Genomic DNA, 26,419 nt, shown 5'->3' with positions numbered 1-26,419 from the left:
GCTGAGTAATCTATTCTAAATATAATATAGAAAACGAAAATGTAAAAGACACAGAGAGAATTTGGTGGATTTCTCCGTGTGTCGGGGAATGCCGTCGTGATTGTGGTGAACTGGCGGGAGCGCCTGAGTCAGCCGGCGACCAGGCCGTTCAGTCCTGCCAGAAGCCCCGAGCTTCGAGGAGTGCGATCACGTTCCGGGCAGCATCTGTGCGATGCTTCTTCACGAGCCGGCGAGCGCTCGCCGAGTCCTGCGTCGAGATCGCCTCGAAGATCGCCGCATGGGTTGCCAGCTCTTCGTCCGCGTGCTCCTCGAGTCTGAGGTAGTAGTGGCTCGGGAGCTGTTTGACCGCACCGCCCAGAAGTCTGGCCAGCCTGGGCGAGTGCGCACCGAGGTTGATCGCTCGGTGGAACTGCCTGCGCAGATGACCGCTGGCGGCGATGTCGCCGTTCCTGATCGCCTGATTGCAGGCCTCATGGATCTCCGCGAGTTCAGCGAGTTCCTGCTCGGTCATCCGTTTGGCCGCACGGGCGGCCAGCTCGCCCGCGAGCTGGGCCTGAGTCCAGAACACATCCTGGACGTCCTCCCGCGTGAAGCTCGCGACGACGAAGCCGCGACGCGGCAGGGCAGTGACGTATCCCTCGCTCGCCAGTGCGACGAGGCCCTCGCGGACGGGGGTGATGCTCACGCCCACGGTCTCCGCGATGGGCTCCATCCGAAGGAACTCGCCGGGACGCAGCTCGCCGGACATGATCCGGTCGCGGATGTATCCGGCGACTTCCTCGGGGAGTTGCCTGCGGGAAGTGCGCCCCGCCCTCGGGTAGGTTTCGGGGGGACTGCTCACTCTTATGCTCCTTATCGAATCCGTCCATGAGAATGGTACAGGGATTCGCTGGCAGATCGGTGGTTCAGCTCAGGGTGAGCGACACGAGTTCGCGGGCGGTCGATCCGGGCCCGGCGCCTTTGATGGCGGCAAGCAGCTGCTTGGCCCTCTCTTCGCCGAGGACGGACTCGGTGAGATCGAAGAACTTCGCGTCACGTGTGCTCTCGTCCATCGGATTGCCCGCCGAGCCGAGGGAGTCCTCGACGAACACGCTGTCCGAGGAGCCGTCTGCGAAGGTGACGTCGATGCGTCCGACCATCTTGCCCGCGTAGGCCCCGTCGAGCGTGGGATCGACGACGATCTCGATCCGCTCGGCAAGAGCGGCTTGGGGGCTGTTCGGGCCGAGGTCCAGCTGACCGTCGAGGTAGGCCTTGTGGATTGCGTAGCCATTGCCCTGACCGGTGGCGGAGAGCGCGAACTGGAAGGGCAGGCTGTACTGCAGGTGTTCGATCTGCTGTGGTGCGAAGGCATTGACGTTGCTGTTGCCCACGACGACGTCACCGCTGGACTGAATACTCAGCTTCACCGCGTCGATGTCGTCGAGGCGGTCGGCGAATGAGCGGGCTCCGTCGACGAACGAATGGGTGTAGGCGCAGGCACAGTACGGCTTGAACAGCGGATTCGCGATCTCGAACTCACGCTCCGGTGAGAACCGAGCCGCCGCCTCCGCCGAGATCTCCTTGCCCGCGAAGGTGCGGAAGAAGCCCTTTGCGCCCGTGAGGAATGCGCTCGGTCCTGTGATCCCGGACGCCGCCATCGCTGCCGAGATCATTCCGTTGCGGGTGCCGATGCCCGCATGCACGCGCTTGATCGAGCCTCCCGTCGAGGTGTACTCGGTCGCGCCGGAGCTGTGGCTGTAGGCGATGGACAGGGCGTTGAGTGTCTGTTCGAAGTCGAAGCCGCGCATCTTCGCCACCGTGGCTGCCGCGCCGAAGGTGGAGAGCACCGCGTGGGGGTGGAAGCCGCGCTGGAGCAGGTCGGGTGAGCCGAGCGTGCCGATCCGGGTGTAGACCTCGTAGCCGGCGATGAGGCCGACCAGCACCTGTTCGAGATCCGCGTCGAGCTCCTCGCCGACGGCCAGTGCCGCCGAGACGACCGCGCTGCCGGGGTGGCTGAGGCTGGCGGCGTGGGCATCGTCGTATTCGAAGCTGTGGCCGAATGTGCCGTTGACGAATGCGGCATCAGGGGCGCTCATGCGCTCGCCGGTGCGTACGATCCGCGACTGACCCGGAGCATGGCTGGTCCGGGCGAACTCGGCAATCGCCTCGCACCACGGAAGCGTGGAGCAGCCGACCTCGAGAGAGAGCTGGTCCTGGAGAAGTTGGAGGGCACCTGCCCGCGCGGCGGCGGTTATGCCGGCGGATTCGAGTCCGACAACGAGTTCGGCGGCGGCGCTTTCGGCCGGCGGAATCTGTCCCATCATTCACCTCTTTGTCAGTGGGCCGACGGCGCGAACGAGTGTTGGCGCCCTTACGAAAGATTAAATATTTTATGCACGGATTGTCAATGGCTGTTGTGTGGGATCATGCTCGGGCCTGTGCCTCGACAGTGAGTTTCACACGGTTGCGCCTGCCGAGAACGAAAGCGCAGACAGCGGTGATGAGGCTGGCGCCGGCCATGTAGAGGGACAGGCTGATCCAGCCGAAGCCGTTGGCCAGCCAGGTGGCGATCATCGGCGCGAACGCTCCGCCGATGACGGTCGCGAACTGGATGCCCATGGACACACCGGAGTACCGGACCTCGGCTTCGAAGGATTCGGCGAAGAGGGTCGGCTGCACCCCGTAGATCATGCTGTGCAGGATCCCGAGGCCGATCGCCATGGCGACGGCGATGACCACGAGGTTCATCGTATTGATGAGCGGCCAGAAGGCGAAGGAGTAGATCGCCAGGAGCATGGCACCGATGACGATCGTGCGTGATCGTCCGATTCGGTCCGAGAGCCACCCGGCCCAGCCGAGTCCGAACAGCTGGACGACGGAGGCGATGAGCATCGCCGTGAGGATGCTGTTGTCGGGCAGGCCGAGGAACTCCTCCGAGGTTCCGTATGTGACGACGAAGGTGACGAAGAGCCAGAAGGTTACATTCAGGCCGAGATAGACGCCGATGGAGAGCAGGAGCTCTTGCGGATATTTGGCGATCACGGTGAGGATCGGAGCCTTCGCGGTGCCTCTCGTTCCGGCGGACGCTTCGGCGTCGTCGGTCGAGGTCGCCTCCTGGTCCTTCTTGAGGTTCTTGAACGCCTGGGTCTCCTCGAGGCGGAAATGGATGAAGATGGCGAGAAAGACGAGGGCGATGCTCGACCAGAATCCGACGCGCCAGCCCCAGGCCTCCATGGCCTCGGGCGACAGAAGCGTGGTGAGGAGCAGGAAGACGAGGTTGGCCAGCAGGGTTCCGCCGGGCGCTCCCATGGACGAGATGCTGCCGAAGAAGCCCTTCCTCTTCGCAGGCGCGGATTCCACGGCGAGCAGGACGACCCCGCCCTGCTGTCCTCCGATCGCGATCCCCTGCAGGAGGCGCAGGGCGACGAGGAGCACCGGAGCCAGATTGCCGACGGCGTGTGCGGTCGGCAGGCAGCCGACGAGGAAGGTGGCGACTCCCATCGTCAGCAGTGCGACGACCAGCGCCTTTTTCCGTCCGCCCCGGTCGCCGAGGTGGCCGAAGATCAGTCCGCCGAGCGGGCGCGCGATGAAGCCGATCCCGAATGCGGCGAAGGAGAGGATGATGCCGACGATGGGGGAGGAGTCGGGGAAGAAGATCCTCGGGAAGATGAATGCCGAGGCGAGTCCGTAGATGAAGAAGTCATAGTACTCGATGCTCGCGGCGAAGCCGGCTACGGCGGAGACTTTGGCGGCATCCTTGGTCGATGCTCGCGATTCAGGGGTTGATTCCGGGTGTTGGGACATCGTCGTTCCAATCCTCTTTAAAGTGGCACGTTTCATATGTAATATATAATGCACTATCAAGTAATGCCAATGGAGGTATGCAGTGAGACCGTGGAGACGAAGAAGCCTCGGGACGGTGGTGCTCGCGGCCGCAACAGCGACGGTCCTGGCTCTGTCCGGATGCGGGGCGGTAGCGTCGAAGGACCAAACGCATCTGAAGATCGCAGGAATCTTTCCGGCCAGCCACATCGCTTCGACAGCCGGAGTCGACGTGTTCACCGAGGAGCTGGCGAACGGGCCGGGCAAGCCGATCGACGCCGAGTACTGGCCGAGCGGTCAGCTGGGCACGGTCGGCGACCTCACTTCCCTGACTCGGACCGGTGCGCTCGACATCGTCAGCGTGCTGCCGCCGAACCAGTCCGACATCGTACCGCTTGCGGGTGTGTCCGACCTGCCGGGATTCGACCCCGATACCTGCGTGACATCGCTGGCGCTGATGAGACTCCTCAAGCCCGGCGGAATCATCTACGAGGATGAATTCGAGCCCCTCGGGCTCATCCCCCTGTGGGTGGGCAGCGTGACCAAGTACGAGATCTGGACCGCCAACAAACAGGTGCGCTCGCCCGAGGACCTGCGTGGTATGAGCATCCGCTCCGGCGGCGGAGTGATGGACTCGACGGTCTCCGCCCTCGGAGGCTCCCCAGTCGCGATTCCCTCCTCCGATGTCTTCGAGTCCCTGCAGCGGCACACGATCGACGGGGCGGCATTCCCGGCCTCGAGCATCGGCACGTACAGCCTGCAGGACGTGGTCAAGTACGCGACGAAGGGGATCGGGGTCGGGTCCGGATCGTGGATCTTCTCCATGAGCGCCGATGCCTTCAACGATCTCGAACCCGAGCAGCAGGAGAACATCCGCGCCGCGGCCGACAAGACCGGCCGTGCGCAGTGCGAGGGGATCCGTGCCGATGACAAGGCGGCGGAGAAGACCCTTGCCGAATCCGACGTCGAGTTCACCGAGCTCACCGACGCCGAGAGTAAGGCGTTCTCGAAGAACATGCCCGAGATTCAGCAGAAGTGGGCCGACGGTCTCGACGCCATCGGCAAGCCCGGAAGCGAAACTCTACAGGCGTATGCAGAGGCCGTGAAAGCCCAGGAGAAGGAAGAAGGTCTGTGATGGCTCCCCGTGCACAACGACCCTCCGCGACGCAGATGACCGTGGCGGCCACCGCGCGCGCGAGTCTGTGGCTCGCGGGTCTCATGATCGTCGCACTGTTCGTGCTCATGCTCGTCGAGGCATTCATGCGCTACGTACTCTCCTCTCCATTGGGCTGGAACGTCAGTGCGACGGAGAGGATCCTGATGCCGGGTTCTCTCTTCTTCGCGCTGCCGTGGCTGTATGCCACCGGCGGGCATGTGAGTGCCGAGATGCTCTATGACCGTCTACCAGCGGGACTGAAGCTCGCGGCGCGGTGGGTCACAGTCATCCTCGTGATCGCTGCTGCCGGGATCCTGTCCTATTCGGGTCTGCGCGGGGTGATCGACTCCTTCCAACTCGGTCTCGCGCCATTGCCCAACACTGCCGAGCTGCCTATCCCGAACTGGATCTGGCAGCTCATCCAGCCCATCGGAGCGCTCGGCCTGCTGCTCGTGGCCGTCCTCGACGCCCCGCGGTTCCTGCGCTTGGACGGCGCTGCCGCAGTCGAGGCGGACAGTGACGAGACGGGAGGTGCGCAATGAGCGTCGCGATCGTCGTCACCATCGTCCTCATCGTCCTCATCCTGCTCCGAGTGCCGGTCGCCTTCGCGATCTTCGGCTCTGCGATCCTCGGCCTGCTCATGCTCGGCGGTGTCAGCTCAGTGGTGAGCGTCTTCGAAGTCATCCCGCTCAGCGCCTCATCCTCCATCGCGCTGACTGCGGTGCCGCTGTTCATCTTCATGGCCTATCTCGTGCTTGAGAGCGGGGCACTCGACGCACTGTTCTCCTCGGCCCGGATTCTCGTCGGCCGCATTCGCGGCGGCACCGGAATCGCGGCCGTGGCGGCCGGGGCGGGCTTCGCCTCGGTGTCGGGATCGTCGACCGCTTCCGCGGCGACCCTGGCCAAGACCTCCACCGGAGCGATGATCGACGAGGGATACTCGCCGAGGTTGGCCACCGGTGCCGTGGCCAGCGCCGGAACTCTCGCCGCGGTCATCCCACCCTCCGTGCTGCTCATCTTCTACGGCATCACCGCCGAGACGAACATCGGCAAGACGATGCTCGCCGGTCTCGTCCCCGGCGTCATCATGGCTCTGGCGCTGGGGTTCACCGTCTGGCTGATGGCGGTGCGGGGTCATGCGCCGAAGGGGACTCCGTTCTCCTGGTCGGAGAAGCTGAAGTCGATCGTCGGCCTGCTGCCGGTGCTCTTCCTCTTCCTCATCGTCGTCGCGGCCATCTTCTTCGGCGTCACCACTGCCACCGAGGCGGCCGCGGTGGGCTGCCTCGGCGGCCTCGTCCTGATGGTGCTGCGCGGCAGGATGAGCGTCGATGCGCTCAGACGCGCCGTGGCCGGGACGGTTACGAACAGCGCGATGATCCTTGCGATCGTCGTGGCCGCGAAGACCTTCGGGCATGTCCTCGCCGAGGCACGGGTCACCCCTGCGCTCGTCGACGCGATCGGGTCGATGACGGTGGCGCCCATCGTCGTGCTCCTGCTCATCATGGCCGTCTACCTCGTCATGGGCTTCTTCATGGACCAGATGGCGATCATCGCCCTGACGGTGCCGATCACGCTGCCGTTGGTGACCGAACTCGGCTACGATCCGATCTGGTTCGGTGTGATGGTCATCCTCCTCGCGGAGATCGGCCTCATCACTCCGCCGCTGGGCATCAATGCCTTCGTCGCCTCACGGGTGAGCGGAGTGAAACTCGAAACCGTCTTCCTCGGGTCGATACCGTTCATCGTCGCGATGCTCGTCGTCGTGCTCCTCATCCTGTTCTTCCCGGAGATCGCGCTCTTCGTCCCGGAGACCGCGTCGGCCCAATAGTCGCCCGCCGATGACGCAGCGCCCCGTGCATCGTCACGGGCCGCTCGTCTGCGTCCCAGCGCCCGCCCCGCAGACAGCCTCCTCGTGACGCTTCAGGCGCCTCGGCCGCGCCCGCCGGTCCGCAGGGTCCGTGAGGGTGTCTCGCCGTACCGCCGGCGGTAGCTCTCGGCGAAGCGTCCGAGATGATGGAACTGCCAGCGCTGAGCGATCTCGCTCACCGACCCGGCATCGCCCGCGAGGAGGTCCTGTCTGGCCCGGCCCAGGCGGACATGGCGGATGTACTCGGTCGGAGACATGTCGACGGCTTTTCGAAACGCCGTCTGCAGGCTGCGCGCCGTCGTCCCGGCCCGTGCTGCGAGGCCCTCGATCGTGAGCTCCTCCGCGGCGTTCTGGTCGACGTAGTCGATGATGGCGCTCACTCCCGTCTCGGAGCGGAGCGGGACATCACGGAAGAGTCTGGGGGTGAGATTGCTCTGCGCGACCATGAGCACCTGCGTCATCAGCGCGGATTCGAGCTCCCGCTGAACCTGCGGCATCGTCGCGAGCCCACCCTCGCAGGCGAGCTGCGAGTAGTAGTGGGTCACAGAGCTGAGCAGCGATCTGCCCGCCGAGGTGCCGAGCGAGAAGGTGAGGTTGAAATCGATGGGTGCGGCGCTGCTGTGTCCGGCCAGGCGTGCGGCGTGGGCCTCGAAGGCCGCACGCGGAAGTTTGAGATGGTATTGGGAGCAGTCTTCGCTCCAGTCGATGAACACAGGAGTGTCCGGGCCGAAGACGACCCCGGAGACTCCGCGGTCCGCGGAGAACGTCGAGGTGGTTCCGTTCTGCGCTACGGTGCACTTGCCCGAGACGAGAAGATTGACGTGGTAGCAGTCGCGCATCTCCGGGCCGGCGATTCTGATCCGCGTCCCATAGGCCATTCGCCCCACAGTCACCGACTGGGCCTCCGCGGTGTCGAGACGGAACCGCAGCCGACTGCTCCGATCGACCATGAGGCGATGTTCGGCGAACGCTTCCTCCACATAGGAATGCGCCCGGTCGGGATCCCTCGTCGAGAGAGACCTGTGCCGCGCCGAATGCGGCGATCCGGTGGTGCCGAGCAGTGTCGTCGTCATGCCCTGGTTCCTCCTCGTCGAGAGATCGCGGGCCGTTCTCCAGTGTGTCATGAGTCACCCGAATTGGCAGGGTCCGCTTCGCTTTTCGGACAGAACATTCGGATTTCGGACGATGCTTCGCCTCCCGGACACCTCTTCGCGGAACGGATTGTGCCGCCCGTCACATGTTTCTAGGCTGACGACGCCCGCTGGGAGACCCGCTGGAAGCAGCCGCTCATCGGCGGGGACAGCGCGCACCTGCAGAGCCGCACACCAGTGCTGTTCGGCGAGCAGGTCCATCCGAAGAAGGAGGAGAGACATGTCGCAATCCGGTTCGACGGTAGTCCGCGAAGACGTGGACGGAGCCTGTCCCCGATGCGGACAACGACTGCTGCAGAGCTACGAAGTCGTCGGCGAGGAGGGATGGGTCACGGCCGTCAAATGCCAGGGCTGCCTGAAGTCAGTCGAACGTCGGCGCGGCAATCGGCTCGGTCCGATCAGTCTGCTCGTCGACCAGATCTGAGCCACGGCAACCCGACCGGGCCGTGCACCGGACCCGGAGGCGACCGATCGCGTCGCCCAATGCACCCCTGATCCGGCTCCCATAGCCGGTCACCGAAAGGACAGAGAATGATTGCAGTCGATGTCGGCGGCACCTTCACGGATGTCGTCGGGTGGAAGGACGGGAAGATCCTCACCACCAAGGTCTCCACGGAATACGGCGATGTCGCCGCTCCCGTGCTCACCGGTGCTGAACGCCTCGGCGTGAAGGAGTCGACGGTGTTCAACCATGCCAGCACGCACGGACTCAACGCCGTGATCACGAGGAAGCTGCCCAAGATCGGCTTCCTCGCCACTGAAGGGCACCGCGACATCCTCGACATGGGCCGCGTCTGGCGCCCCTCCGAGGCGATCCTCGACCCCGGCTGGCGCCGCAGCTTCGGCGATGCCTCCGCCCCGTTGGTCGACCGGTACCTGCGACGCGGGATCCGGGAGAGGATGCTCGCCGACGGAGAAGCGCTCTTCCCTCTCGACGAGGACCAGGCGCGCGAGGAGATCGAGGTGCTGGGCCGCTGTGGGGTGACAGGTGTGGCGATCTGCCTCATCAACGCCTATGTCCGCCCCGCACACGAGGAGCGGCTGCGCGAACTCGTCCGCGAGATCCTCGGCGATGTCCCCGTCTCCATCTCGAGCGAGGTATCGCCCCTGGCCAAGGAGTACGCGCGCGCCTCGACGACCGTCGTCGACACGCTCATGAAGATCATCTACTCCGACTACACGGACCGTCTGGGGTCGGGACTGCGCGAACTCGGCTTCTCCGGCTCGCTCAACTTCGCCGACTGTGCAGCGACGCTCGTACCGGCCGAGCAGGCGATGAAGCGTCCCTTCCGGATCGTCTTTTCCGGCCCGGCCGCCGGGACCGTCGCCGGCGCCCACTTCGGCGGACTCATCGGCACCGCCGACCTGCTCTGCGCCGACGTCGGCGGCACCTCGTGCGACATCAGCGTCGTCACCGGGGGAGAGCCCTCCGTCGACACCTCGTTCGAGCTCGAGCACGACCTCGTCGTCAACGCGCTGGCGAACGAGATCTCGAGCATCGGAGCCGGAGGCGGATCCATCGTCCACGTCGGGGCGAACGGCGAGATCCTCGTCGGACCCGACAGCGCCCGCGCCGAACCCGGTCCCGCCTGCTTCGGCAGGGGCGGGACCGCCCCGACGACGACCGACACCTGCCTCATGGTCGGAATCCTCGACCCGGAGGGATTCGCCGGAGGTGAGCTCGAGATCGATCGGTCCCTGTCCGAGGCGGCGTTCGAATCGCTCGACTGCGGATTCGGACTCGCGCAGAGAGTGCGCTACGCCTACGAGATGGCTGTGCACACGATGGCCGAGGGGCTGTTCAATGTGACGATCAAGAACGGCATCGATCCGCGTGACTACACCCTCATGGCCTTCGGCGCGGCCGGTCCGATGCTCCTGCCCGCCGTCATGGACGCTCTCCAGTGCAAGGAGGTCGTCGTGCCCCCGAGCCCCGGCCTGTTCTCCGCGCTCGGCCTGCTCTCCGCCGATCAGGTGTTCACCGTCGACCGCAGCGCCTACCTCATGCTCGACGCCTCGAACGCCGAGCGGATCGACGAGATCTTCACGGAGATGGAGCAGGAGCTGCGCGACCAGGCCCCCGCCGGAGCCGAGGTCGAGTATTTCCGCAGCATGGACGCCCACCTCTTCGGCCAGTCCTGGGAGACGCCCTTCGTGCCCGTTCCCGACGGCCGCCTCGACGCCGAGGCGGTGGAGACGATGCTGGCCAACTTCCACGACACCTACGAGGCTCGCTCCGGCAACAGGTTCGAGGCGATGCCTGCCGAAGGGGTGACCTTCCGGATGCGGGCCGTGGTCGCCACCGACAAGATCGAATACCCGCTGCTGCCTCAGCGCTCGAGCGGAGGGCCGAGAGCGACCGGGGAGAGGGTTCTGCGCTTCCTCGGCGAGGAGACCGAGGACGGCTTCGCCGAGCAGACCGCCGCCGTCTACCCCCGCGAGGAACTGCTGGCCGGGGACGTCATCGACGGACCGGCCATCATCAACGAAGACCTGTCGACCACGCACATCGGAGCCGGACAGGTGGCCACGATCGGCGCCTACGGACAGATCGTCATCAGGAGGGCACAATGACCACCAGCGAACAGCCGGCCGAACTCGAGGGCACCCGCATCCGCGACCTCGATGACGGCGAATTCCACTCACGCTACGGCAGCGACCGCTTCACCGCCTCGGTGCTGCTCAACCGCCTCGACTACATCGTCGAGCACATGTCGACGGGTTTCATGCGCGAGGCGTTCTCCCCGATCATCCGCGACTGGTACGACTTCGCCTGCACGATCAGCGGACCGCCGGAGAAGGACTATCCGATGGCCGTCGTGAGCAACAGCCTCATGGTCTTCCTCGGCACCATGGGAGACGCCGTGCGCAACACGGTGGAGGAGTACGGACCGGAGAATCTCAAGCCCGGGGATGTGCTCATCTGCAACGACCCATACCGCGGCGGTCGGCACGTCAACGACGTCGCCTTCATCTACCCGGTCTTCCACGAGGAGCGGATCGTCTCCTTCGTCAACCTCTGCGCGCACCAGCTCGATATGGGCGGCACGGTCCCCGGCGGGTTCTCGGCGACCAAGGCCAATGTCTACGAGAACGGTCTCGTGCTCCCGCCGATGCTGCTGTGGTCTCAGGGTGAGCCCGTGCGATCGACCTTCAGCCTCATCTTCGACAACACCCGCTGGGGCGGGATGCTGCTGCCGGACTTCAAGAGCATCCTCGAGCAGCTCAAGCTCGGCGAACGCCTGGTGCGCGGCAACATCGACCGCTACGGGATCGAGGCCCACCTCGGCGTGCTCGACTACGCGTGCGACGGCTCGGCCGAGCGGATGAGCGAGGCGATCGGACTCGTTCCCGACGGCGACTACCCGGGCACGGCGCTCATCGACGCCGACGGACTCGACGACAGCATCGAGTACCGGATCCAGCTGCTGCTGCGCAAACGCGGCACCGATATCGAGATCGACCTCTCCGGCACCTCGGACCAGGCGAGGACCTGCATCAACTGCGGGGTGCTCGATGCGAAGACCTCGGTCGGGGTCGCCCTGACGATGCTGCTCGATCCCTCCGTGCGCTTCACCTCGGGCACCTGGCGCAACATCGACCTCGCCGCGGCGCCGGGGTCGATCGTCTCCTCGCTGCCCCCTGACGGCGGAATCATGATGTTCTGGGAGGCCTCGGGGGCGATCGTGTCGGCGATCTTCGACGCGCTCAACCCGGTCCTCGGCGCCCGTGGGGTGGCCGGCGACTACGGATCGACGAACACCCACAACGCCTCCGGCCTCACGGACGACGGGACCTTCTGGACCTCGGCCACACAGTGCGGTGGCGAGCACGGCCCGTGGGGTGCGACGAGGGAGGGCGACGGCGACAGCTACACGGTCCTGTTCACGCTCAACAACCTCGACCCGGCGACCGAGACGATCGAACACGACTCGCCGGTCGTGCTGCTGCGCAAGGAGCACGCGATCGACACGGGAGGCCCCGGGCTGCACCGAGGCGGGGCCGCCAATCTCAAGGACACGCTGTGGCTGACCGCGGCCGAACAGCATCTCTCACCGTTCCGCACGAAGGAGCCCAGCGGGGTCGGCGCGAATGGAGGATCTCCCGGGCCGAACGGGGCGATGTGGCTGTTCGAGGGAGACGGATCCGGCTCCCGGCGGATGATCGGAATCGAACCCGAGGTGTACCGGGACAGCACCCCCGTGGCCGGAGTCCTCGATCCGGATTCCAAGACACTTGATGCAAAATATGGAAAATACCACTATTTTGCCAGTAGGAGGGTGTGGCGGACCACGCCCGACACGGTGCTCCGGTGCCTGACCAACGGAGGGGGCGGATGGGGAGACCCGTTCGCCCGCGATCCGCAGGCGGTGCTGCGGGACGTGCGCAATGAGTACGTGAGCAGCGAAGCCGCGGCGGCCGACTACGGCGTCGTGGTGCTGGGGGATCCGCACCGGGATCCCGAAGGGCTGCGCATCGACGAGGAGGCGAGCAGGACGCTGCGGGAGCAGCATCGCGGCTGAGGCGAAGCTCTTCCGGCGGAACTGCCGGGACAGGGCGAGATCGCCGGCAACATCGGTGGTGGCTCACGGTCACCAGGAACGAAGGAGTTTTCATGCAAGGCATCACATTCCCCGGAGACGGCAGCGTCGAGATCAAGGACTTTCCGGAGCCCACCCCGGGCCCGGGGGAGGTCGTCGTCGCCATCCGGGCCTCGGGCATGTGCGGATCGGACCTGCACTTCTACCACGGCAATTTCGAATTCGACCACTCCGTCATCCAGGGTCACGAGCCCTGCGGGGTCATCCACTCCGTCGGGGAGGGAGTGAACGAGGCCGCGGCCCGGGTCGGCCAGCGGGTGATGCTCCATCACTACTGGGGCTGCGGCTCCTGTCGTCGCTGCCGCGCCGGCTGGCCGCAGATGTGCGAGACCGCTCCCGGAACCACGATGGCCATCCACGCCAACGGCGGGCACGCTCCCTTCGCCGTGGTCCCCGTGTCCACGATCCTCCCGCTGCCCGATGCGCTGTCCTTCAAGGCGGGCGCCGCGATCGGCTGCGGGACCGGAACGGCCTGGGGTGCGATCAAGCGTCTCGGCGGGGTCGAGGACACCGTCACGGTCGTCATCGGCCAGGGGCCGGTGGGGCTCTCGGCGACGATGTTCGCCTCTGCACTGGGAGCCAAGGTCATCGCCGTCGACGTCGATTCCACGCGTCTCGAGTCCTCGGCGACCTTCGGCGCTGACGTCGTCGTCAACTCCCGGGAGGAATCGCTCGACGACATCGTCGCCGAGCACACCGGCGGCCGGATGGCCGATGTCGTCATGGAGACCTCCGGGCACGCGGCCAAGGACGCCTTCGGCGTGCTCGGCACCTTCGGGCGGGTCGTCTTCACCGGTCTGCCGGGGAAGGTCGACTTCGTCACCCAGGAGATCTACAAGAAGCAGTGGACGATCATGACCTCGTGGACGATGTCCCAGATGGAGCAGTCCCGGGCAGCGGACTTCATTGCGACCCGCAATCTGCCCGTCGACGCACTGTACTCGCACAGCTGGACGATCGATCAGGCCGCCGAGGCCTACGAGTGGTTCGACAAGCAGGACGCCGGAAAGGGCGTCTTCGAGTTCGAGGCCTGAGCGGACGGCCGCTGAGACGAATCATGGAATGGAGAGAACGACTATGACAATCACGCACGAGACACCGGCATTCGCCACCCGCTCGCACGGGCACTTCATCGGCGGACAGTGGACGCCTGCCGCTTCCGGGAGGACTCTGCCCGTGATCAACCCGGCGACGGGAGGGGAGATGGGCTCCATCGCTGCCGGCGACAGCGCGGACATGGATGCGGCGGTCGCCGCGGCACGGTCCGCCTTCGAAGGCGAGTGGAGCACCTGGACACCGCACCAGCGGCGGCAGCTCATGCTCAGGGTCCACGATGTCCTGCTCGAGAACTTCGACGAGCTCGCGCTCATCGAGACCCTCGACATGGGCGCGCCGTTGGCGAGGACGCAGGGACTGCGGGAATGGACCTCGCAGGTCCTCCAGTTCTTCGCCTCGCAGACCGATGCCGCGACGCTGTCCTCGCCGCCGAACAACCTCCCCGGTGACTTCGTCACACTGCGCTCGCTCGAACCGGTGGGCGTCGTCGGCGGGATCATCCCCTGGAACGGTCCGCTCATCGGGCTGTGGTGGATCTTCGGGCCGGCGCTGGCCACCGGATGCACGGCCGTGCTCAAACCCGCCGAGGACGCCTCCCTGTCCGTGCTGCGCATCGTCGAGCTGATGAGTCAGGCCGGGGTCCCCGACGGCGTCGTCAACGTCGTCACGGGCACCGGCGCCGAGGCGGGAAGCGCGCTGGCCGAGCACCGCGACGTCGACCGGATCGCCTTCACCGGGTCCGTCGGCACCGCGCAGACGATCGTGCGCGCCTCGGCGGGCAACCTCAAGCGCCTGCAGATGGAGCTCGGCGGGAAGTCCCCGGACATCGTCTTCGCCGACGCCGACCTCGACAAGGCTGTGCCGGGAGCAGCGATGGGCGTGTACACCAACAGCGGGCAGGTGTGCGTGGCCGGGACGCGGATCCTCGTGGAGCGTAAGGTCCACGACGAATTCGTCGAACGCATCGCTGAGTTCACGAAGTCCGTGCGGGTCGGCAACGGTCTCGAGCCCGACACCCAGCTGGGACCGCTGATCTCGGCCAGGCAGCTCGAGAGGGTTCAGCACTACATCGAGGTGGGGTCGAGCGAGGCCGAGCTCGTCGCCGGCGGGAAACGGATCGAGGGAGAGGGATTCGGCGGCTACTACGTCGAGCCGACGGTGTTCGCCGGGGCCCACAACGAGCTGACCATCGCCCAGGAGGAGATCTTCGGGCCGGTGGCGACGATCATCCCCTTCGACGATCGGGAGGAGGCCATCAGCCTCGCCAATGCCACGCCCTACGGTCTCGCCGGAGGCCTGTGGACGCAGAACCTCGGCACCGCGCACAAGGTGTCCAAGGCCATCGACGCGGGCACCGTCTGGGTCAACTGCTACGGAGTCCTCGACCCCTCGATCGGCTTCGGGGGGACGAAGATGAGCGGCTACGGCTGGAAGGGCGGCAGAGAGCACGTCGAGAGCTACCTCTACCCGAAGGCCGTCTATATGAACCTCGACTGAGCGCAGCGTGGGCGCCGCCGGAGGTGGCGGCGCCCGCGGGGACGGAGAAGGGCTCGTGGGGCAACTGCCTCACGAGCCCTTCTGTCGTGCTCTGATCTCTGTCGGCGAAATCAGTAGCGGGCGCCCACCACCTGCGGAGCCAGGGCGTCCAGCCGCGCGATCTCCTCGGCTCCGAGTTCGAGGCCGACCGCGGCGGCGTTCTGCTCGAGCCGTTCGCGACGCTTCGTGCCCGGGATCGGGACGACGGGCACGCCGAGGCGGTCGTCCTGGGCCATGATCCAGGCCAGGGACACTGCCGCCGCAGTCGTCGAGTGCGCCTCGGCGATCTCTTCCGCCACCCTGACGAGTTCGAGATTGGCCCGGCCCGCTTCCCCGGCGAACCGAGGTTGCTTCGCACGGAAGTCGTCATCGGCCAGCGCCTCGAGATCGAGTGCACCGGTGAAGAAGCCCCGTCCGAGCGGGGAGTAGGCCACGAGGCCCGCACCGATCTCGGAGAGCACCGGAGCCAGATCCTCGGGATCGCGGGTCCACAGCGAGTATTCGCTCTGGACCGCATCGATCGAGTGGACGGCATCGGCCCGGCGCAGGATGTCGGCGTCGACCTCGGAGAGCCCGAGATGTCCGACCTTCCCCTCGGCGACGAGCTCGGACATCGCGCCGACGGCCTCCTCGATCTCGGCCGTCTGCGGCGGACGATGGAGGTAGAAGAGGTCGATGTGGTCGACGCCGAGACGCTGGAGCGAGGCCTCGCACGCGCGCTTGACATAGGCGCGCTCACCGCGCATCACACGATGGTCGTCGCCCAGAGACCGGTCGATGCCGCATTTCGTCGCCAGCTGCACCTCGTCCCGGCGTCCGGCGATCGCCCGGCCGACGAGGACCTCGTTGTGGCCGGAGCCGTACATATCGGCGGTGTCGATGAGGGTGACGCCCTGATCGAGGGCGTGTCGGATCGTGTCGATGCCCGAATCCCAGTCGGCATCGCCGTAGAACTCGCTCATGCCCATGCAGCCGAGGCCCTCGGCGCTGACAGTGAGCGATCCCAGTGAGGTTGTGCGCAGCGGGGTGCTCCCGGTGCGATTCGAGTCTGTCATGGTCCTCCATTCGTCCGTGCGCCCCGGGACTCTTCTCGTCCCGGGGCGCACGGTTGTGATCGGGTTCAGGCGAAGGTGTCGACAACCTCGGCGGGCAGGCCATAGGACTTGATCTCGACATAGGCGTCGAAGCCCTCGAGGCCGGCCTCGCGTCCGATTCCGCTGTTCTTGAACCCGCCGATGGGGGCGTAGAAGCCGCCGCCGTTGCCGTTGACCTCGACGGTGCCAGTGCGGATCTCCCGGGCGACGTCGAGGGCGTGATAGACATCTGCGGAGAAGACCGAGCCGTTGAGGCCGTAATCGGAGTTGTTGGCGATCGCGATCGCCTCCTCCTCGGTGTCGAAGTAGTGCGTGGTGAGCACCGGTCCGAAGATCTCCTCCTGTGCGATCTTCGCATTCGGGTCGACATCGGTGAAGACCGTCGGCGACACGTAGTAGCCGGCGCCGAGGTCGCTCGGGCGGTCGCCTCCCAGGAGCAGACCTGCTCCGGAGGACTTGCCCGACTCGATGTAGCCGAGGACGCGCTCGAGCTGCGCGGCGCTTGCCAGGGGGCCGATTTCGACGTCGGGGTCGAAGGGATCGCCGACCGGCATCGACCGCATCATCTCCGCCAGACGGTCGTTGAGCTCGTCGCGGATCGAGCGAGCGGCGACGATTCGGGTCTTGTTGCTGCACACCTGACCGGTGTTGCGCAGCGAAAGGGCTCGGATCGCCGGGATCACCTGATCGAGGTCGGCATCGGCGAGGACGACCGCAGCGGACTTTCCTCCGAGTTCGAGGGTGCACCGGCGCAGATCGTTGCCGCACTGGGCTGCGACCTTGCGTCCCGCCGCGGTGGAGCCGGTGAACGAGACCTTGTCGACACCGGGATGGCTGGACAGGTAGGCGCTCACCTCACGGTCGGCGGGCAGCACGCTGAGCACTCCCTCGGGAAGTCCAGCCTGCGACAGAAGGTCGGCGAGGAAGAAGGCATTGAGCGCCGTCTGCGGGGTCGGCTTGAGGACCACCGAGCAGCCGGCGAGCAGCGCGGGCGTGAGCTTGATGATGCTGATCTGCAGCGGAGCATTCCACGGCACGACCGCCGCGACGACTCCGACGGGCTCCTTCTCGACCAGCGCATTGCCCGTGGCGTGCTTGCGGGTGTCCCTCCACTGGTACTGCGGAGCGAGTTCGATGAGAGCGTCGAGGAGCATCTTCGACCCCATCGCCTGCATCTTCGTCGACAGGGTGATCGGGCTGCCCATCTCAGTGGTGATGATGCCCGCGACCTCGTCGATGCGCTCGCCGAGGAGCTCGCTGACCTTGCTGAGGACCTGGATGCGCTCGTCGAGCGACTTCTTGCGCCAGACGCCGGAGTCGAATGAGGACCGCGCGGCTCGCACGGCCGCGTCGACATCGGCCTCGGTGACATCGGGGATCGTGGTGAAGACCTCGGCGGTGGACGGGGTAACGAGGTCGATGCGCTTCGACGACGCCGGCGACGTCCATTCTCCGCCGACGAAGAGTTTGTCGACGGGCGAGATGGTGGTTGGTGTACTCATTGCTATGACCTCTGCTTCGTTGTCAGGGCACGGATGCCTCTCGGGTGAGCGTCATTATCAATTTTATAAGATATTTGATCGTCAAACCAGACTTGGCTGGGATTGCTCACGACTGCGTCCCCTCGTCGCGCTGCAGACAAACGTGGCGATATTTAATATAGTCGGGACAGTGCCGCGTGACCGCGGCCTTCCGAGATGACGTGAGGGGCTCGCCCTCGCGCAGAGGCAAAGGAGCGCAATGAGCTACGAGGACCTGGACTCCTTCGAAATCGACCGCCCGTCCGACGGTGTGCTGAGAATTCAGCTCATCGGTCCCAACCTTCACGCCGTCGGTCCCCGGGGCCACTCGCAGCTGCCGAAGCTCTTCGCCCGCATCGCCGAGGACGAGTCCGTGCGCAGTGTGCTCATCCGCGGCGAGGGGGAGCGGGCGTTCTCCGCGGGAGGCAGCTTCGATCTCGTCGATGACATGGTCGACGACTACGCTTCCCGCACCCGTGTGCTCAGGGAAGCGCGCGAACTCGTGCGCAACCTCATTGAACTCCCGCAGCCCTTCGTCGCGGCGATCAACGGACCCGCGGCTGGGGCCGGTCTGGTCACGGCGATGCTGGCCGACATCAGCGTTGCGGGCAGGAGGGCGAAGATCGTCGACGGGCACGTCCGCCTCGGCGTCGCCGCCGGGGACAATGCTGCGCTGACATGGCCCCTGTTCGCCGGAATGCCCAAGGCGAAGTATCACCTCCTGCTCAATGAAGTGCTGACCGGCGAGGAGGCGGAACGGATGGGGATGGTATCACTCGCCGTCGATGATGAGCAGGTGCAGGAGAAGGCGCTCGAGATCGCCGTGAGGCTGGCCGCTGGCTCGGCCCCTGCAATCCAGATGACGAAGCATTCGCTGAACAATTGGTATCGCCAGAACTGGTCGATCTTTGATGCCTCATTGGGCTACGAGTTCTACGGATTCGGCGGGACCGACGTTCAGGAGGGCGTGGGCAGTCACCGGGAGAAAAGGGATCCGGAATTTCGCTCTCGCGCCTACTGACTGTCAGCACGGTCCGGCCCGTTGGGATTGCGGGCGGCCCGTTCCTGCGTTGCAACCTGCCGGGCCATTTCTTCCGCCCCGGCGGGCCCCGGTGGTCCGGCTCGCGGGATCATTCGACGAGGAGAAGCACCATCTCGGCGATGCAGGCCGGGCGGTCTGTGCCTTCGATCTCGATGACATGCCCGATGATGACCTGAGTCCCCGAGGTGCCGCGGACGGCCTCTCTGACCGTTGCGGTGTCCCGGACTCGTGAGTCGACGGGTACGGGCTGGGGGAACCGCACCTTGTTGAGACCGTAGTTGACGCGCATCGATACACCTTCGATGGCGAAGATCTCGGCCGAGAACTTCGGGATGAGCGACAGGGTGAGGAATCCGTGTGCGATGGTCGACCCGTAGGCACCCGCAGCCGCCCTTTGTGGATCTACATGGATCCACTGACGGTCGCCCGTGCTCTCGGCGAAAGCGTCGATCGTCCCCTGATTGATCGTCATCCACTCTGATGATCCGAGTTCCTCTCCGACTGCGGCTTCGACCGCGGCAATTCCCTTGAGTTCTCGCATGGCGACTCCTTCTTCGCTGCTGTGCATGTGGTCGCACTATACCCGCTCTGCAACCGTGAAGGTTGCTCGAAAGCGGAAGAAAATATAGAATATTACAAAATAGTCTGTGGCGAGGATCACGATCGCCGGAGGGGTCCGTGACATGCGCCGGCGCGATACAGGTGTACCTGGCCGGCATTCTGGTCGCGGGTCATCGTCCGGGCCCGGCTCAAGGAGGAGAACGTAGAGATGGCCGAGACAGAGTTTGAGTTCGCGTGGGTTCCCGATAAGGAGGTCAAGGACGCATCGCGGCTCGTGGCTGCGATGCGCCGGTGGGGCTTCGGCGACGACGCCGAGGCGGTCGCCGAGCTGAATGAGCGCTCCGTGACCGATCCCGAATGGTTCTGGCGTGAGGTGGTGGAGGACCTTGACGTCGCTTTCGCCGAAGACTTCGACGCCGTCCTCGACGAATCCGAGGGCAAGGAGTTCCCGCGGTGGTTCAGTGGAGGGATCGTCAACGTCGCCGAGCTTGCCGCCCTGCGCCACTCACGCGGGCCCCTCGCGGACAAGACCGCTGTCATCTACGAAGGTGACTCCGGCCAACGGCGGACCCTGACATTCGCCGAACTCGCGGAGCAGGTGAAGTGGTTCGCCGCTCACCTGACCCGCCTCGGCGTGGGCAAAGGCGACCGAGTCGTGCTGTTCATGCCCGTCGTTCCCGAGGCCGCGGTCGCCTACCTCGCGATCGCGATGATCGGCGCCGTCGTCGTCCCCACGTTCTCGGGATACGCGGCTGACGCACTGGCCACACGTCTGCAGGACTCCGAGGCCAAAGTCCTCGTCACCGCGGACGGCACCACGCGGCGGGGCCGCGTCGTCGACCTCAAGTCCGTGGCCGACGAGGCCGTCTCCGATGCGCCGAGCGTGGAGACGGTCGTCGTTGTGAGACACCTCGCCGACGTCGAGCTCAAGGAGGGCCGCGACGTCTACTGGCACGAACTGGGGGAGAGTCCTCAGTCCGTCGAACCGGCCCGAACCGAGGCGAACGATCCGCTGGCTCTGGTCTACACATCGGGGACGACGGGCAGGCCGAAGGGCATCGTCCACACGCACGGCGGATTCGCGGTCAAGACCGCCGTCGACTTCGGATACGGCTTCAACGTCTCCGCCGATGACGTGGTGTCCTGGATCACGGACCTCGGCTGGCTGGTCGGACCGATGCTGATGACGGGACCGCTGCAGCTGGGCGCCGCGATCGTCATGGTCGAGGGACTGCCGGTGCATCCGGAGCCCAATCGGCTCTGGGACGTCGTGGTCCGCAACGGCGTGACGGTTCAGGGCATCGCTCCGACGGCGGCCCGGGCACTGCGGTCGGCGGGCGGGGAGGTCCCCGACATGCCGTCGCTGAAGTCATTCGTGTCCACGGGCGAGGCCTGGGACGAGTCCACCTGGTGGTGGCTGTTTGAAGAGGTCGGCAAGAAGCGGCGACCGATCATCAACTATTCGGGCGGCACGGAGATCGGCGGCGGCATCATCATCGCCTATTCCTTCCTGCCCAGTGCTGCCGCCGGATTTACCGGCGCACTGCCCGGCATTCAGGCCGCCGTCTATGACGATGACGGCAGATCCGTCACCGGCAAGATCGGTGAGCTCGTCGTGCTCAACACCTTCCCCGGCATGACCCAGTCGTTCTGGGGTGCCCGTCAGCGCTACCTCGACACGTATTGGAGCCGGTGGCCGGGAGTGTGGCTGCACGGTGACCTGGCGAGCCTCGACGAGAACGGGATCTGGATGATCCACGGACGCTCCGACGACACGCTCAAGCTCTCCGGTCGCAGGGTCGGCCCCGCTGAGATCGAGGCGGCCCTGATGCGCGACGAGAGGATCACCGATGTCGCCGTCATCGGTGTGCCCGATGAAGCCAGGGGGCAGCGGGCAGTCGCCTTCGTCGTGCTCGGCGTCGACGGGGCCGAGCCCGAGGATCTGCAGGCCACCGCGAATGCGAACGCAGGCAAGGGCTTCGCTCCCGAGGTCTTCGCGGTCAACACCCTGCCCAAGACGAAGAACGGGAAGATCATGCGCCGGATCATCAAGGCGCGGTTTCTCGGCGGTGACGTGGGCGACATCTCGGCACTGGATCCAGGGACGCCGATCGAGGACATCCCCGTGCTCGACGACTCCGCGAACGATGACTGAGCAGGCCGCCGCCCCCGCCGCAGCCGAACGCGAGTTCGCCGATGGGACGAAAGGCGGCGCCGAGGCGGGCATCGCGACCGGAAACCGGGCGTCGATCCGCGCGCTCGCCGACGCGATCCGCGAACTGAGCGCCACTCTCGTGCGCTTCGACGCCGACGAGGACAGCATCGCCGAGGCAACCGAGACGGTGACTGCCGTCACTGCCTGCCTGCGGGGGACTCCGCGGGAACCAGGTGCGTCCACCCGCTTCGACCGCGCGGAGACAGCGGGCAAGGCGTTCTCGGCCGCGCACGGGATCGGCAATCCCCTCGCTCCGCCGCTGAGCTACCGGTGGGAGGCCGAGGAGGTCGTGGCCGAATGCCGGCTCGGGCCGCAGTACGAGGGACCGAAGGCCCATGCGCACGGGGGAGTTAGCGCGCTTCTGCTCGACGATGTCCTCGCCCGGATCCCGCGGCTCAAAGGGACCCCGCGCGTGACTCGCAGCCTCGAGGTCCTCTACCGCAGGCCGCTGCCGCTGGACGAGCCGCTCGTGATCCGGGCGGGGGCAGTCGAGCCGGCGCCCGGTCAGCGGGAGAGCTCGGTCCGTGTCTGGGGGACGATCGCGACAGCAGCGGACCCGGAACGTGTGCTCGTCGAGTCGCATGCAGTGTTCGTGCTGCTGCGCGACGACCAGATCCTCGGAGTCAATCCCTACTGGAAGCCGGGCGACCGCTGGCAGGACTGATGCCCTCTGTTGTCGGGACGGTGTGAGGCGGGCCGCACATAGCGAATCGGGGCCCGCCGTGCCTCCGCGGCTGCGACCACATCCAGGGACAGTGTGCCAGCAATCGGCACGAAGTGAAAGGAATTCAAGGTGAAGATAGTTGTATTGGTCAAAGAGGTCCCCGACACCTACGGGGACCGTCAGCTCGATACTGAGACCGGTCTGGCGGACCGTGGAGCGTCCGAGGCAGTGCTCGACGAGATCGGGGAACGCGCACTCGAAGTTGCGCTCTCCCACGCCGACGTCGAGGACAGCACCGAGGTGACCGTATTGTCCATGGCTCCGGACGGCGCCACGGCGACCATTCGGAAGTCCCTGGCGATGGGAGCCGCCTCGGCGACCCACATCGTCGACGAGGCACTCATCGGCGCCGATCTCGGGCTCACCGCCGAGACCCTGGCCGCAGCGATCCGAAGGGCCGAGTTCGACCTCGTCATCACCGGAAACCTGTCCACCGACGGCAACGGCGGGATGATCCCGGCGATGCTCGCCGAGCACCTCTCCGTCGGCCTCGCCACGGGGCTGAGCGAGGTGACGATCACCGGTGGGTCCGTGAGCGGAACGCGCGCGGTCGACGACGGCGTGCAGCAGGTCGAGGTCGATCTGCCCGCGGTCATCTCCATCACCGAGGCGCTGCCGGAGGCGAGATTCCCGAACTTCAAGGGGATCATGGCGGCGAAGAAGAAGCCGCTCGAGGTGGTGTCCCTCGCCGACCTCGACGTCGATGCCGACGATCCCTCGACCTCCCGCTCCATCATGGTCTCGGTGGCGGAGAAGCCGCCGCGCGAGGCCGGCGTGAAGATCACCGACGATGGGGACGGCGGCACCAATCTCGCCGAGTTCCTGCTCGAGAACCGATTGGCCTGAAGGAGACAACGAGATGGCTGAATACCCGCAAGACGCAATCCTGGTCGTTCTCAACACCCGCGCCGACGGCGGCATCGAGAAGGCCGCAGGCGGTCTCATCGCCGGTGCGGCCTCCGTCGGCACTCCCGTCACCCTCGTGCTCGCCGGAGAGGGGGAGGGCGAGAAGGCGGCTGCTGAGGCAGCAGAGCTCGGAGCCGGCACCGCACTCATCGCGGAGGGGCCCGACGACACCATCGGCACCTTCGCCGTGGACGCGCTGGCCGCAGCAGTCGAGCGAACGGCTCCCGACGCGATCCTCATCTCTCACTCCGCGGACGGCCGCGATCTCGCCGGTCGCTATGCGGTGCGCTCCCGCTCCGCCGTCGCCGTCGATGCGATCGGGATCTCCCGCGACAGCGAAGGCATCGTCGCGCATCACTCGGTCTTCGGCGGCGGCTTCAACGCCACCGCCGCTCCCACCTTCGGTGCCGCGATCATCACTATCCGAGCGGGTGCGATCGATCCCTCACCCTCGCCCCAACCCATGGCAACCGAGTCCCTCACTGTAAAGGGTTCGGAGTTACCGGCGGGCCGTATCGTCTCCTTCGCCGAGACTGTCGAGACCTCCTCCCGTCCGGAGCTGCGTGGTGCCGCCAAGGTCGTCTCGGGCGGCCGCGGCGTCGGATCCGAGGAATCCTTCGAGCTCGTCGAGCAGTTCGCCGATGTGCTCGGCGCTGCCGTTGGTGCCTCGCGCGCGGCGGTCGACGCCGGCTTCATCGCCCAATCGCACCAGGTCGGGCAGACTGGTGTCTCGGTCTCGCCCCAGCTCTATGTGGCGCTCGGCATCTCCGGCGCGATCCAGCACAAAGCGGGAATGCAGACCTCGAAGATGATCGTCGCCGTGAACAAGGACGCGGAGGCGCCGATGTTCGAGATCGCGGACTACGGAGTGGTCGGAGACCTGTTCACGGTCGTGCCGCAGGCCATCGAGACTCTCGAGACACGGAAGAAGTAGCATGTCCACCTTTTCGAGCACTGTGCGTGCCGGGCTGCCCCGTGTGCCCGGCGGCGAACCCTGGCCCAGCGGGGGCGTCATCGCCACCGGCGCGCCCGAGAAGGCGGAATCCGCCGAGGCTGCCGCCGCGCCCATGGACGAGACGGCGCCCGTCGAGGCACCGGCAGCGGTGGGCTCGGGGTCCGAGACTCCGGCCGCAGCCGAGCCGGAGGCCCCCGAGGTCAGCGCGCCTGTGGCTGACGAGGCAGCGGAGCCCGAGGCCTCCGGGCCCGCCGAGGCGGCAGTTCCGGCAGCATCGGATGCCTCCGGCTCCGTTTCCGTCGAGTCGCGGACTGTGCCGCTGCGGCGGGGTCTCCCGCGGGTCCCGGGCGGCGAGCCCTGGCCACCTGTCGGCGAGGCCGTCGTCACCGCGGCGTCCGGCGGGGCTGCAACTCAGTGCGAAGCCGGGGACGCCTCGGCAGCTCCTGTGCCGGCGGCTTCAGCCGCGGACGCCCCGAGCGACGCCGGCTCCGGTACCCCAGCTGAAGCGGAGACGGCCGATGACACCTCTGACGTCTCGACATCCGCGGCTGAGGCGGCGGTCGCTGTAGGTGCTGGCGCCGCAGCCGGAGCTGCTGCCGGTGGCGCAGCAGCTGCAGCCGATGGGTCCGCGGCAGCGCCGAACGGTGTCAGCGATGTTCCGCTCCGCCGCGGTCTGCCCCGCGTCGCCGGGGGAGACCCGTGGCCGCCGGAAGGCTTCGCGCCCGCTTCGGCCGTGAGGCCGAGCGCCGCCGCCGGTGCCGATTCCGCCGCCTCGACCACAGCGGCTTCCGCTTCCGGGCCCGGGGAGACCCCGCAGGCTGACAAGGCCGACGCCAACGCCTCGGCAGAGCACAAGCCGGCTGCGACCGCCGCTGACAAACCTGCCCGGCGCAAGCCCATGGGAGCTGCCGCCGGGAAGCCTGCGGCAGAATCCACGGACGATGCCGCGGACAAGCCCGCTCAGCGCAAGCCGATGGCCAAGCCCGCCGCGAAGGCCGACGACAAGGCTGCGGCACGCACCGCGGACAAGCCGGCGACGAAGCAGACCGAGAAGCCCGCCGCGAAGACGGCGGAGGAACCCGCGGCCAAGACCGCTGCTCCGGCGGCGAAGGCCTCGTCTTCATCGGCGGCCTCCACGTCATCCGGATCGACGACCGCGGCAATGAAGGAACCGGTCATGATCGGTTCGAAGTCGCTGGGACAGTGGGCCAAGCTCGTCGGGCTGGGACTCGGCGGACTCATCGTCGCGGCCGGGATCCTCATCCTCGCTGCCCGCGGGGTCACGACCCTGCCGGGCGTGCCGGAGTTCCTCGAGCGCTACCCGGGCGAGTATCACATCCCGGACTTCGTCGATCCCGGGTTCCCGGGTTGGGTGCGGTGGACGCACTTCCTCAATATCTTCTTCATGGTGCTCATCATCCGGTCGGGTCTGCAGGTGCGGCACCAGCAGAAGCCGCCGGCGTTCTACACTCCGAAGAAGGGTGGGAAGAAGGTCAGCATCAATCTCTGGCTGCACACGGGTCTCGACCTGCTGTGGCTGGCCAATGGTGTCGTCTTCGTCGTGCTGCTGTTCGTGTCCGGTCATTGGGCGCGGATCGTGCCGACCAGTTGGGAAGTGTTCCCGAACGCGGTCTCGGCGATGCTGCAGTACGCGACGATGGAATGGCCGATGGAAGAGGCGTGGGTCAACTACAACGCGCTTCAGCAGCTGATGTACTTCATCGTCGTGTTCATCGCGGCGCCGTTGGCGGCGATCACGGGTGTGCGGATGAGCGAGTGGTGGCCGAAGGATGCTGCGACGCTGAACAAGTTCTACCCGGCGCCGTTGGCTCGGGCGATCCATTTCCCGACGATGCTGTTCTTCGTGTTCTTCATCCTCGTCCACGTGTTCCTCGTGTTCACGACCGGACTGCGGCAGAATCTCGGGTACATGTTCGCGGGTACGAATGTGCTCGGTTGGGCCGGGCTCATCTGGTTCCTCGTCGCGATGGTCGTGGTCGTGGCTGGGTGGTTCGCGGCCAGGCCGTTGCTGCTGGCTCCGATCGCGAATCTCTTCGGGCGCGTCTCGAGCAGGTAGGCGTCGCAGCTCGAATCAGCGAAGCCCCGCATGATCGACAGGTCGTGCGGAGCTTTGCTGTGTCGGTGAGTGAAGACTCTGTTCTGCTTGGCTTTCGAACCATCCGTCGGTGACGTGCATTCACGCTTTCACGTCCCTCTCGTTTCGCTCGTGCCAT

General features: G+C 66.3%; 21 protein-coding genes. 14 read left to right on the top strand and 7 right to left on the bottom strand.

The window, feature by feature from the left end; genetic code table 11:
• Window positions 1–148: 148 nt before the first annotated feature.
• The 3 genes from AD89_RS0108900 to AD89_RS0108890 all read right to left on the bottom strand — a co-directional run bounded on the left by AD89_RS0108900 (window position 149) and on the right by AD89_RS0108890 (window position 3,783).
• Complete coding sequence (locus tag AD89_RS0108900) at window positions 149–841, bottom strand: GntR family transcriptional regulator (protein ID WP_025778251.1); 693 nt, start codon at window positions 839–841, stop codon at window positions 149–151.
• A gap of 64 nt (window positions 842–905) precedes the next feature.
• A complete protein-coding gene (locus tag AD89_RS0108895) occupies window positions 906–2,303 on the bottom strand; it encodes an MmgE/PrpD family protein (protein ID WP_197021731.1) in 1,398 nt (465 codons plus the stop codon).
• Window positions 2,304–2,403: 100 nt separating this feature from the next.
• Window positions 2,404–3,783: an MFS transporter gene (locus AD89_RS0108890; RefSeq protein WP_025778249.1), complete on the bottom strand. Its 1,380-nt coding sequence runs from the start codon at window positions 3,781–3,783 to the stop codon at window positions 2,404–2,406.
• 82 nt (window positions 3,784–3,865) lie between these two features.
• On the opposite strand from AD89_RS0108890, the gene dctP reads away from it, so the two are divergent.
• From dctP to AD89_RS0108875, 3 genes are read left to right on the top strand one after another with little or no spacing between them, the layout of a single operon-like run.
• A complete protein-coding gene (gene dctP, locus AD89_RS0108885; RefSeq protein ID WP_081770398.1) occupies window positions 3,866–4,936 on the top strand; it encodes a TRAP transporter substrate-binding protein DctP in 1,071 nt (356 codons plus the stop codon).
• Entirely contained in the window at window positions 4,936–5,499 is a 564-nt protein-coding gene (locus AD89_RS0108880; protein ID WP_025778247.1) for a TRAP transporter small permease, read from the top strand. The genes dctP and AD89_RS0108880 overlap by 1 nt, the downstream gene beginning before the upstream one ends.
• Window positions 5,496–6,785, top strand: coding sequence for a TRAP transporter large permease (locus AD89_RS0108875; RefSeq protein ID WP_025778246.1), 1,290 nt, complete (start codon window positions 5,496–5,498; stop codon window positions 6,783–6,785). Before AD89_RS0108880 ends, AD89_RS0108875 begins: the two co-directional genes overlap by 4 nt.
• A gap of 92 nt (window positions 6,786–6,877) precedes the next feature.
• Here AD89_RS0108875 and AD89_RS0108870 read toward each other — a convergent pair whose 3' ends face one another.
• Complete coding sequence (locus tag AD89_RS0108870) at window positions 6,878–7,897, bottom strand: AraC family transcriptional regulator (protein ID WP_025778245.1); 1,020 nt, start codon at window positions 7,895–7,897, stop codon at window positions 6,878–6,880.
• 298 nt (window positions 7,898–8,195) lie between these two features.
• Between AD89_RS0108870 and AD89_RS0108865 the strand changes: the two genes are divergently transcribed.
• The 5 genes from AD89_RS0108865 to AD89_RS0108845 all read left to right on the top strand — a co-directional run bounded on the left by AD89_RS0108865 (window position 8,196) and on the right by AD89_RS0108845 (window position 15,129).
• Complete coding sequence (locus tag AD89_RS0108865) at window positions 8,196–8,399, top strand: hypothetical protein (protein ID WP_025778244.1); 204 nt, start codon at window positions 8,196–8,198, stop codon at window positions 8,397–8,399.
• A gap of 107 nt (window positions 8,400–8,506) precedes the next feature.
• Complete coding sequence (locus tag AD89_RS0108860; RefSeq protein ID WP_025778243.1) at window positions 8,507–10,549, top strand: hydantoinase/oxoprolinase family protein; 2,043 nt, start codon at window positions 8,507–8,509, stop codon at window positions 10,547–10,549.
• Window positions 10,546–12,498, top strand: a complete 1,953-nt coding sequence (locus AD89_RS0108855) for a hydantoinase B/oxoprolinase family protein (RefSeq protein ID WP_025778242.1) — start codon at window positions 10,546–10,548, stop codon at window positions 12,496–12,498. Before AD89_RS0108860 ends, AD89_RS0108855 begins: the two co-directional genes overlap by 4 nt.
• Before the next feature lie 92 nt (window positions 12,499–12,590).
• Window positions 12,591–13,610, top strand: coding sequence for a zinc-binding dehydrogenase (locus tag AD89_RS0108850; RefSeq protein ID WP_025778241.1), 1,020 nt, complete (start codon window positions 12,591–12,593; stop codon window positions 13,608–13,610).
• A gap of 43 nt (window positions 13,611–13,653) precedes the next feature.
• Window positions 13,654–15,129, top strand: a complete 1,476-nt coding sequence (locus AD89_RS0108845) for an aldehyde dehydrogenase family protein (protein ID WP_025778240.1) — start codon at window positions 13,654–13,656, stop codon at window positions 15,127–15,129.
• 110 nt (window positions 15,130–15,239) lie between these two features.
• Here the strand turns inward: AD89_RS0108845 and AD89_RS0108840 are convergent, their stop codons facing one another.
• The gene (locus AD89_RS0108840) at window positions 15,240–16,223 is read right to left on the bottom strand and encodes an aldo/keto reductase (protein ID WP_051505175.1); all 984 of its coding nucleotides are present in this window, start codon (window positions 16,221–16,223) and stop codon (window positions 15,240–15,242) included.
• Window positions 16,224–16,288: 65 nt separating this feature from the next.
• Window positions 16,289–17,764, bottom strand: coding sequence for an aldehyde dehydrogenase (locus AD89_RS0108835; protein WP_025778238.1), 1,476 nt, complete (start codon window positions 17,762–17,764; stop codon window positions 16,289–16,291).
• Between the two features lie 238 nt (window positions 17,765–18,002).
• On the opposite strand from AD89_RS0108835, the gene AD89_RS0108830 reads away from it, so the two are divergent.
• Window positions 18,003–18,803: an enoyl-CoA hydratase/isomerase family protein gene (locus AD89_RS0108830; protein WP_025778237.1), complete on the top strand. Its 801-nt coding sequence runs from the start codon at window positions 18,003–18,005 to the stop codon at window positions 18,801–18,803.
• A 109-nt stretch (window positions 18,804–18,912) separates the two neighbouring features.
• On the opposite strand, the gene AD89_RS0108825 is transcribed toward AD89_RS0108830, so the two are convergent.
• Complete coding sequence (locus tag AD89_RS0108825) at window positions 18,913–19,365, bottom strand: MaoC family dehydratase (protein WP_025778236.1); 453 nt, start codon at window positions 19,363–19,365, stop codon at window positions 18,913–18,915.
• 228 nt (window positions 19,366–19,593) lie between these two features.
• Between AD89_RS0108825 and AD89_RS0108820 the strand changes: the two genes are divergently transcribed.
• The 5 genes from AD89_RS0108820 to AD89_RS0108800 all read left to right on the top strand — a co-directional run bounded on the left by AD89_RS0108820 (window position 19,594) and on the right by AD89_RS0108800 (window position 26,262).
• The gene (locus tag AD89_RS0108820) at window positions 19,594–21,540 is read left to right on the top strand and encodes an AMP-binding protein (RefSeq protein WP_025778235.1); all 1,947 of its coding nucleotides are present in this window, start codon (window positions 19,594–19,596) and stop codon (window positions 21,538–21,540) included.
• Entirely contained in the window at window positions 21,533–22,264 is a 732-nt protein-coding gene (locus tag AD89_RS19295; protein ID WP_025778234.1) for a PaaI family thioesterase, read from the top strand. Before AD89_RS0108820 ends, AD89_RS19295 begins: the two co-directional genes overlap by 8 nt.
• Before the next feature lie 129 nt (window positions 22,265–22,393).
• Window positions 22,394–23,170, top strand: coding sequence for an electron transfer flavoprotein subunit beta/FixA family protein (locus AD89_RS0108810; RefSeq protein ID WP_025778233.1), 777 nt, complete (start codon window positions 22,394–22,396; stop codon window positions 23,168–23,170).
• A 13-nt stretch (window positions 23,171–23,183) separates the two neighbouring features.
• Entirely contained in the window at window positions 23,184–24,164 is a 981-nt protein-coding gene (locus AD89_RS0108805) for an electron transfer flavoprotein subunit alpha/FixB family protein (protein WP_025778232.1), read from the top strand.
• 1 nt (window position 24,165) lies between these two features.
• Window positions 24,166–26,262 carry a cytochrome b/b6 domain-containing protein gene (locus tag AD89_RS0108800; RefSeq protein ID WP_025778231.1) on the top strand — a complete coding sequence of 699 codons (2,097 nt, stop codon included), beginning with the start codon at window positions 24,166–24,168 and terminating at the stop codon, window positions 26,260–26,262.
• Window positions 26,263–26,419 lie beyond the last annotated feature (157 nt).

Origin of the sequence: Brevibacterium sp. VCM10 (assembly GCF_000583215.1) — a bacterium.
In the GTDB taxonomy this organism is placed as follows: Bacteria; Actinomycetota; Actinomycetes; order Actinomycetales; family Brevibacteriaceae; genus Brevibacterium; species Brevibacterium linens.
Note: the sequence above shows the minus strand (reverse complement) of the source record. Positions and strands in the feature narration are given on the sequence as shown.

Coding starts and splice junctions, on each gene's coding strand:
- AD89_RS0108865 (WP_025778244.1), top strand. CDS start 8,196: ATGTCGCAATCCGGTTCGACGGTAGTCCGCGAAGACGTGGACGGAGCC.
- AD89_RS0108830 (WP_025778237.1), top strand. CDS start 18,003: ATGAGCTACGAGGACCTGGACTCCTTCGAAATCGACCGCCCGTCCGAC.
- AD89_RS0108845 (WP_025778240.1), top strand. CDS start 13,654: ATGACAATCACGCACGAGACACCGGCATTCGCCACCCGCTCGCACGGG.
- AD89_RS0108895 (WP_197021731.1), bottom strand. CDS start 2,303: ATGATGGGACAGATTCCGCCGGCCGAAAGCGCCGCCGCCGAACTCGTT.
- AD89_RS0108820 (WP_025778235.1), top strand. CDS start 19,594: ATGGCCGAGACAGAGTTTGAGTTCGCGTGGGTTCCCGATAAGGAGGTC.
- AD89_RS0108870 (WP_025778245.1), bottom strand. CDS start 7,897: ATGACGACGACACTGCTCGGCACCACCGGATCGCCGCATTCGGCGCGG.
- AD89_RS0108880 (WP_025778247.1), top strand. CDS start 4,936: ATGGCTCCCCGTGCACAACGACCCTCCGCGACGCAGATGACCGTGGCG.
- AD89_RS0108840 (WP_051505175.1), bottom strand. CDS start 16,223: ATGACAGACTCGAATCGCACCGGGAGCACCCCGCTGCGCACAACCTCA.
- AD89_RS0108875 (WP_025778246.1), top strand. CDS start 5,496: ATGAGCGTCGCGATCGTCGTCACCATCGTCCTCATCGTCCTCATCCTG.
- AD89_RS0108805 (WP_025778232.1), top strand. CDS start 23,184: ATGGCTGAATACCCGCAAGACGCAATCCTGGTCGTTCTCAACACCCGC.
- AD89_RS0108800 (WP_025778231.1), top strand. CDS start 24,166: ATGTCCACCTTTTCGAGCACTGTGCGTGCCGGGCTGCCCCGTGTGCCC.
- AD89_RS0108890 (WP_025778249.1), bottom strand. CDS start 3,783: ATGTCCCAACACCCGGAATCAACCCCTGAATCGCGAGCATCGACCAAG.
- AD89_RS0108855 (WP_025778242.1), top strand. CDS start 10,546: ATGACCACCAGCGAACAGCCGGCCGAACTCGAGGGCACCCGCATCCGC.
- AD89_RS19295 (WP_025778234.1), top strand. CDS start 21,533: ATGACTGAGCAGGCCGCCGCCCCCGCCGCAGCCGAACGCGAGTTCGCC.
- AD89_RS0108860 (WP_025778243.1), top strand. CDS start 8,507: ATGATTGCAGTCGATGTCGGCGGCACCTTCACGGATGTCGTCGGGTGG.
- AD89_RS0108825 (WP_025778236.1), bottom strand. CDS start 19,365: ATGCGAGAACTCAAGGGAATTGCCGCGGTCGAAGCCGCAGTCGGAGAG.
- AD89_RS0108850 (WP_025778241.1), top strand. CDS start 12,591: ATGCAAGGCATCACATTCCCCGGAGACGGCAGCGTCGAGATCAAGGAC.
- AD89_RS0108835 (WP_025778238.1), bottom strand. CDS start 17,764: ATGAGTACACCAACCACCATCTCGCCCGTCGACAAACTCTTCGTCGGC.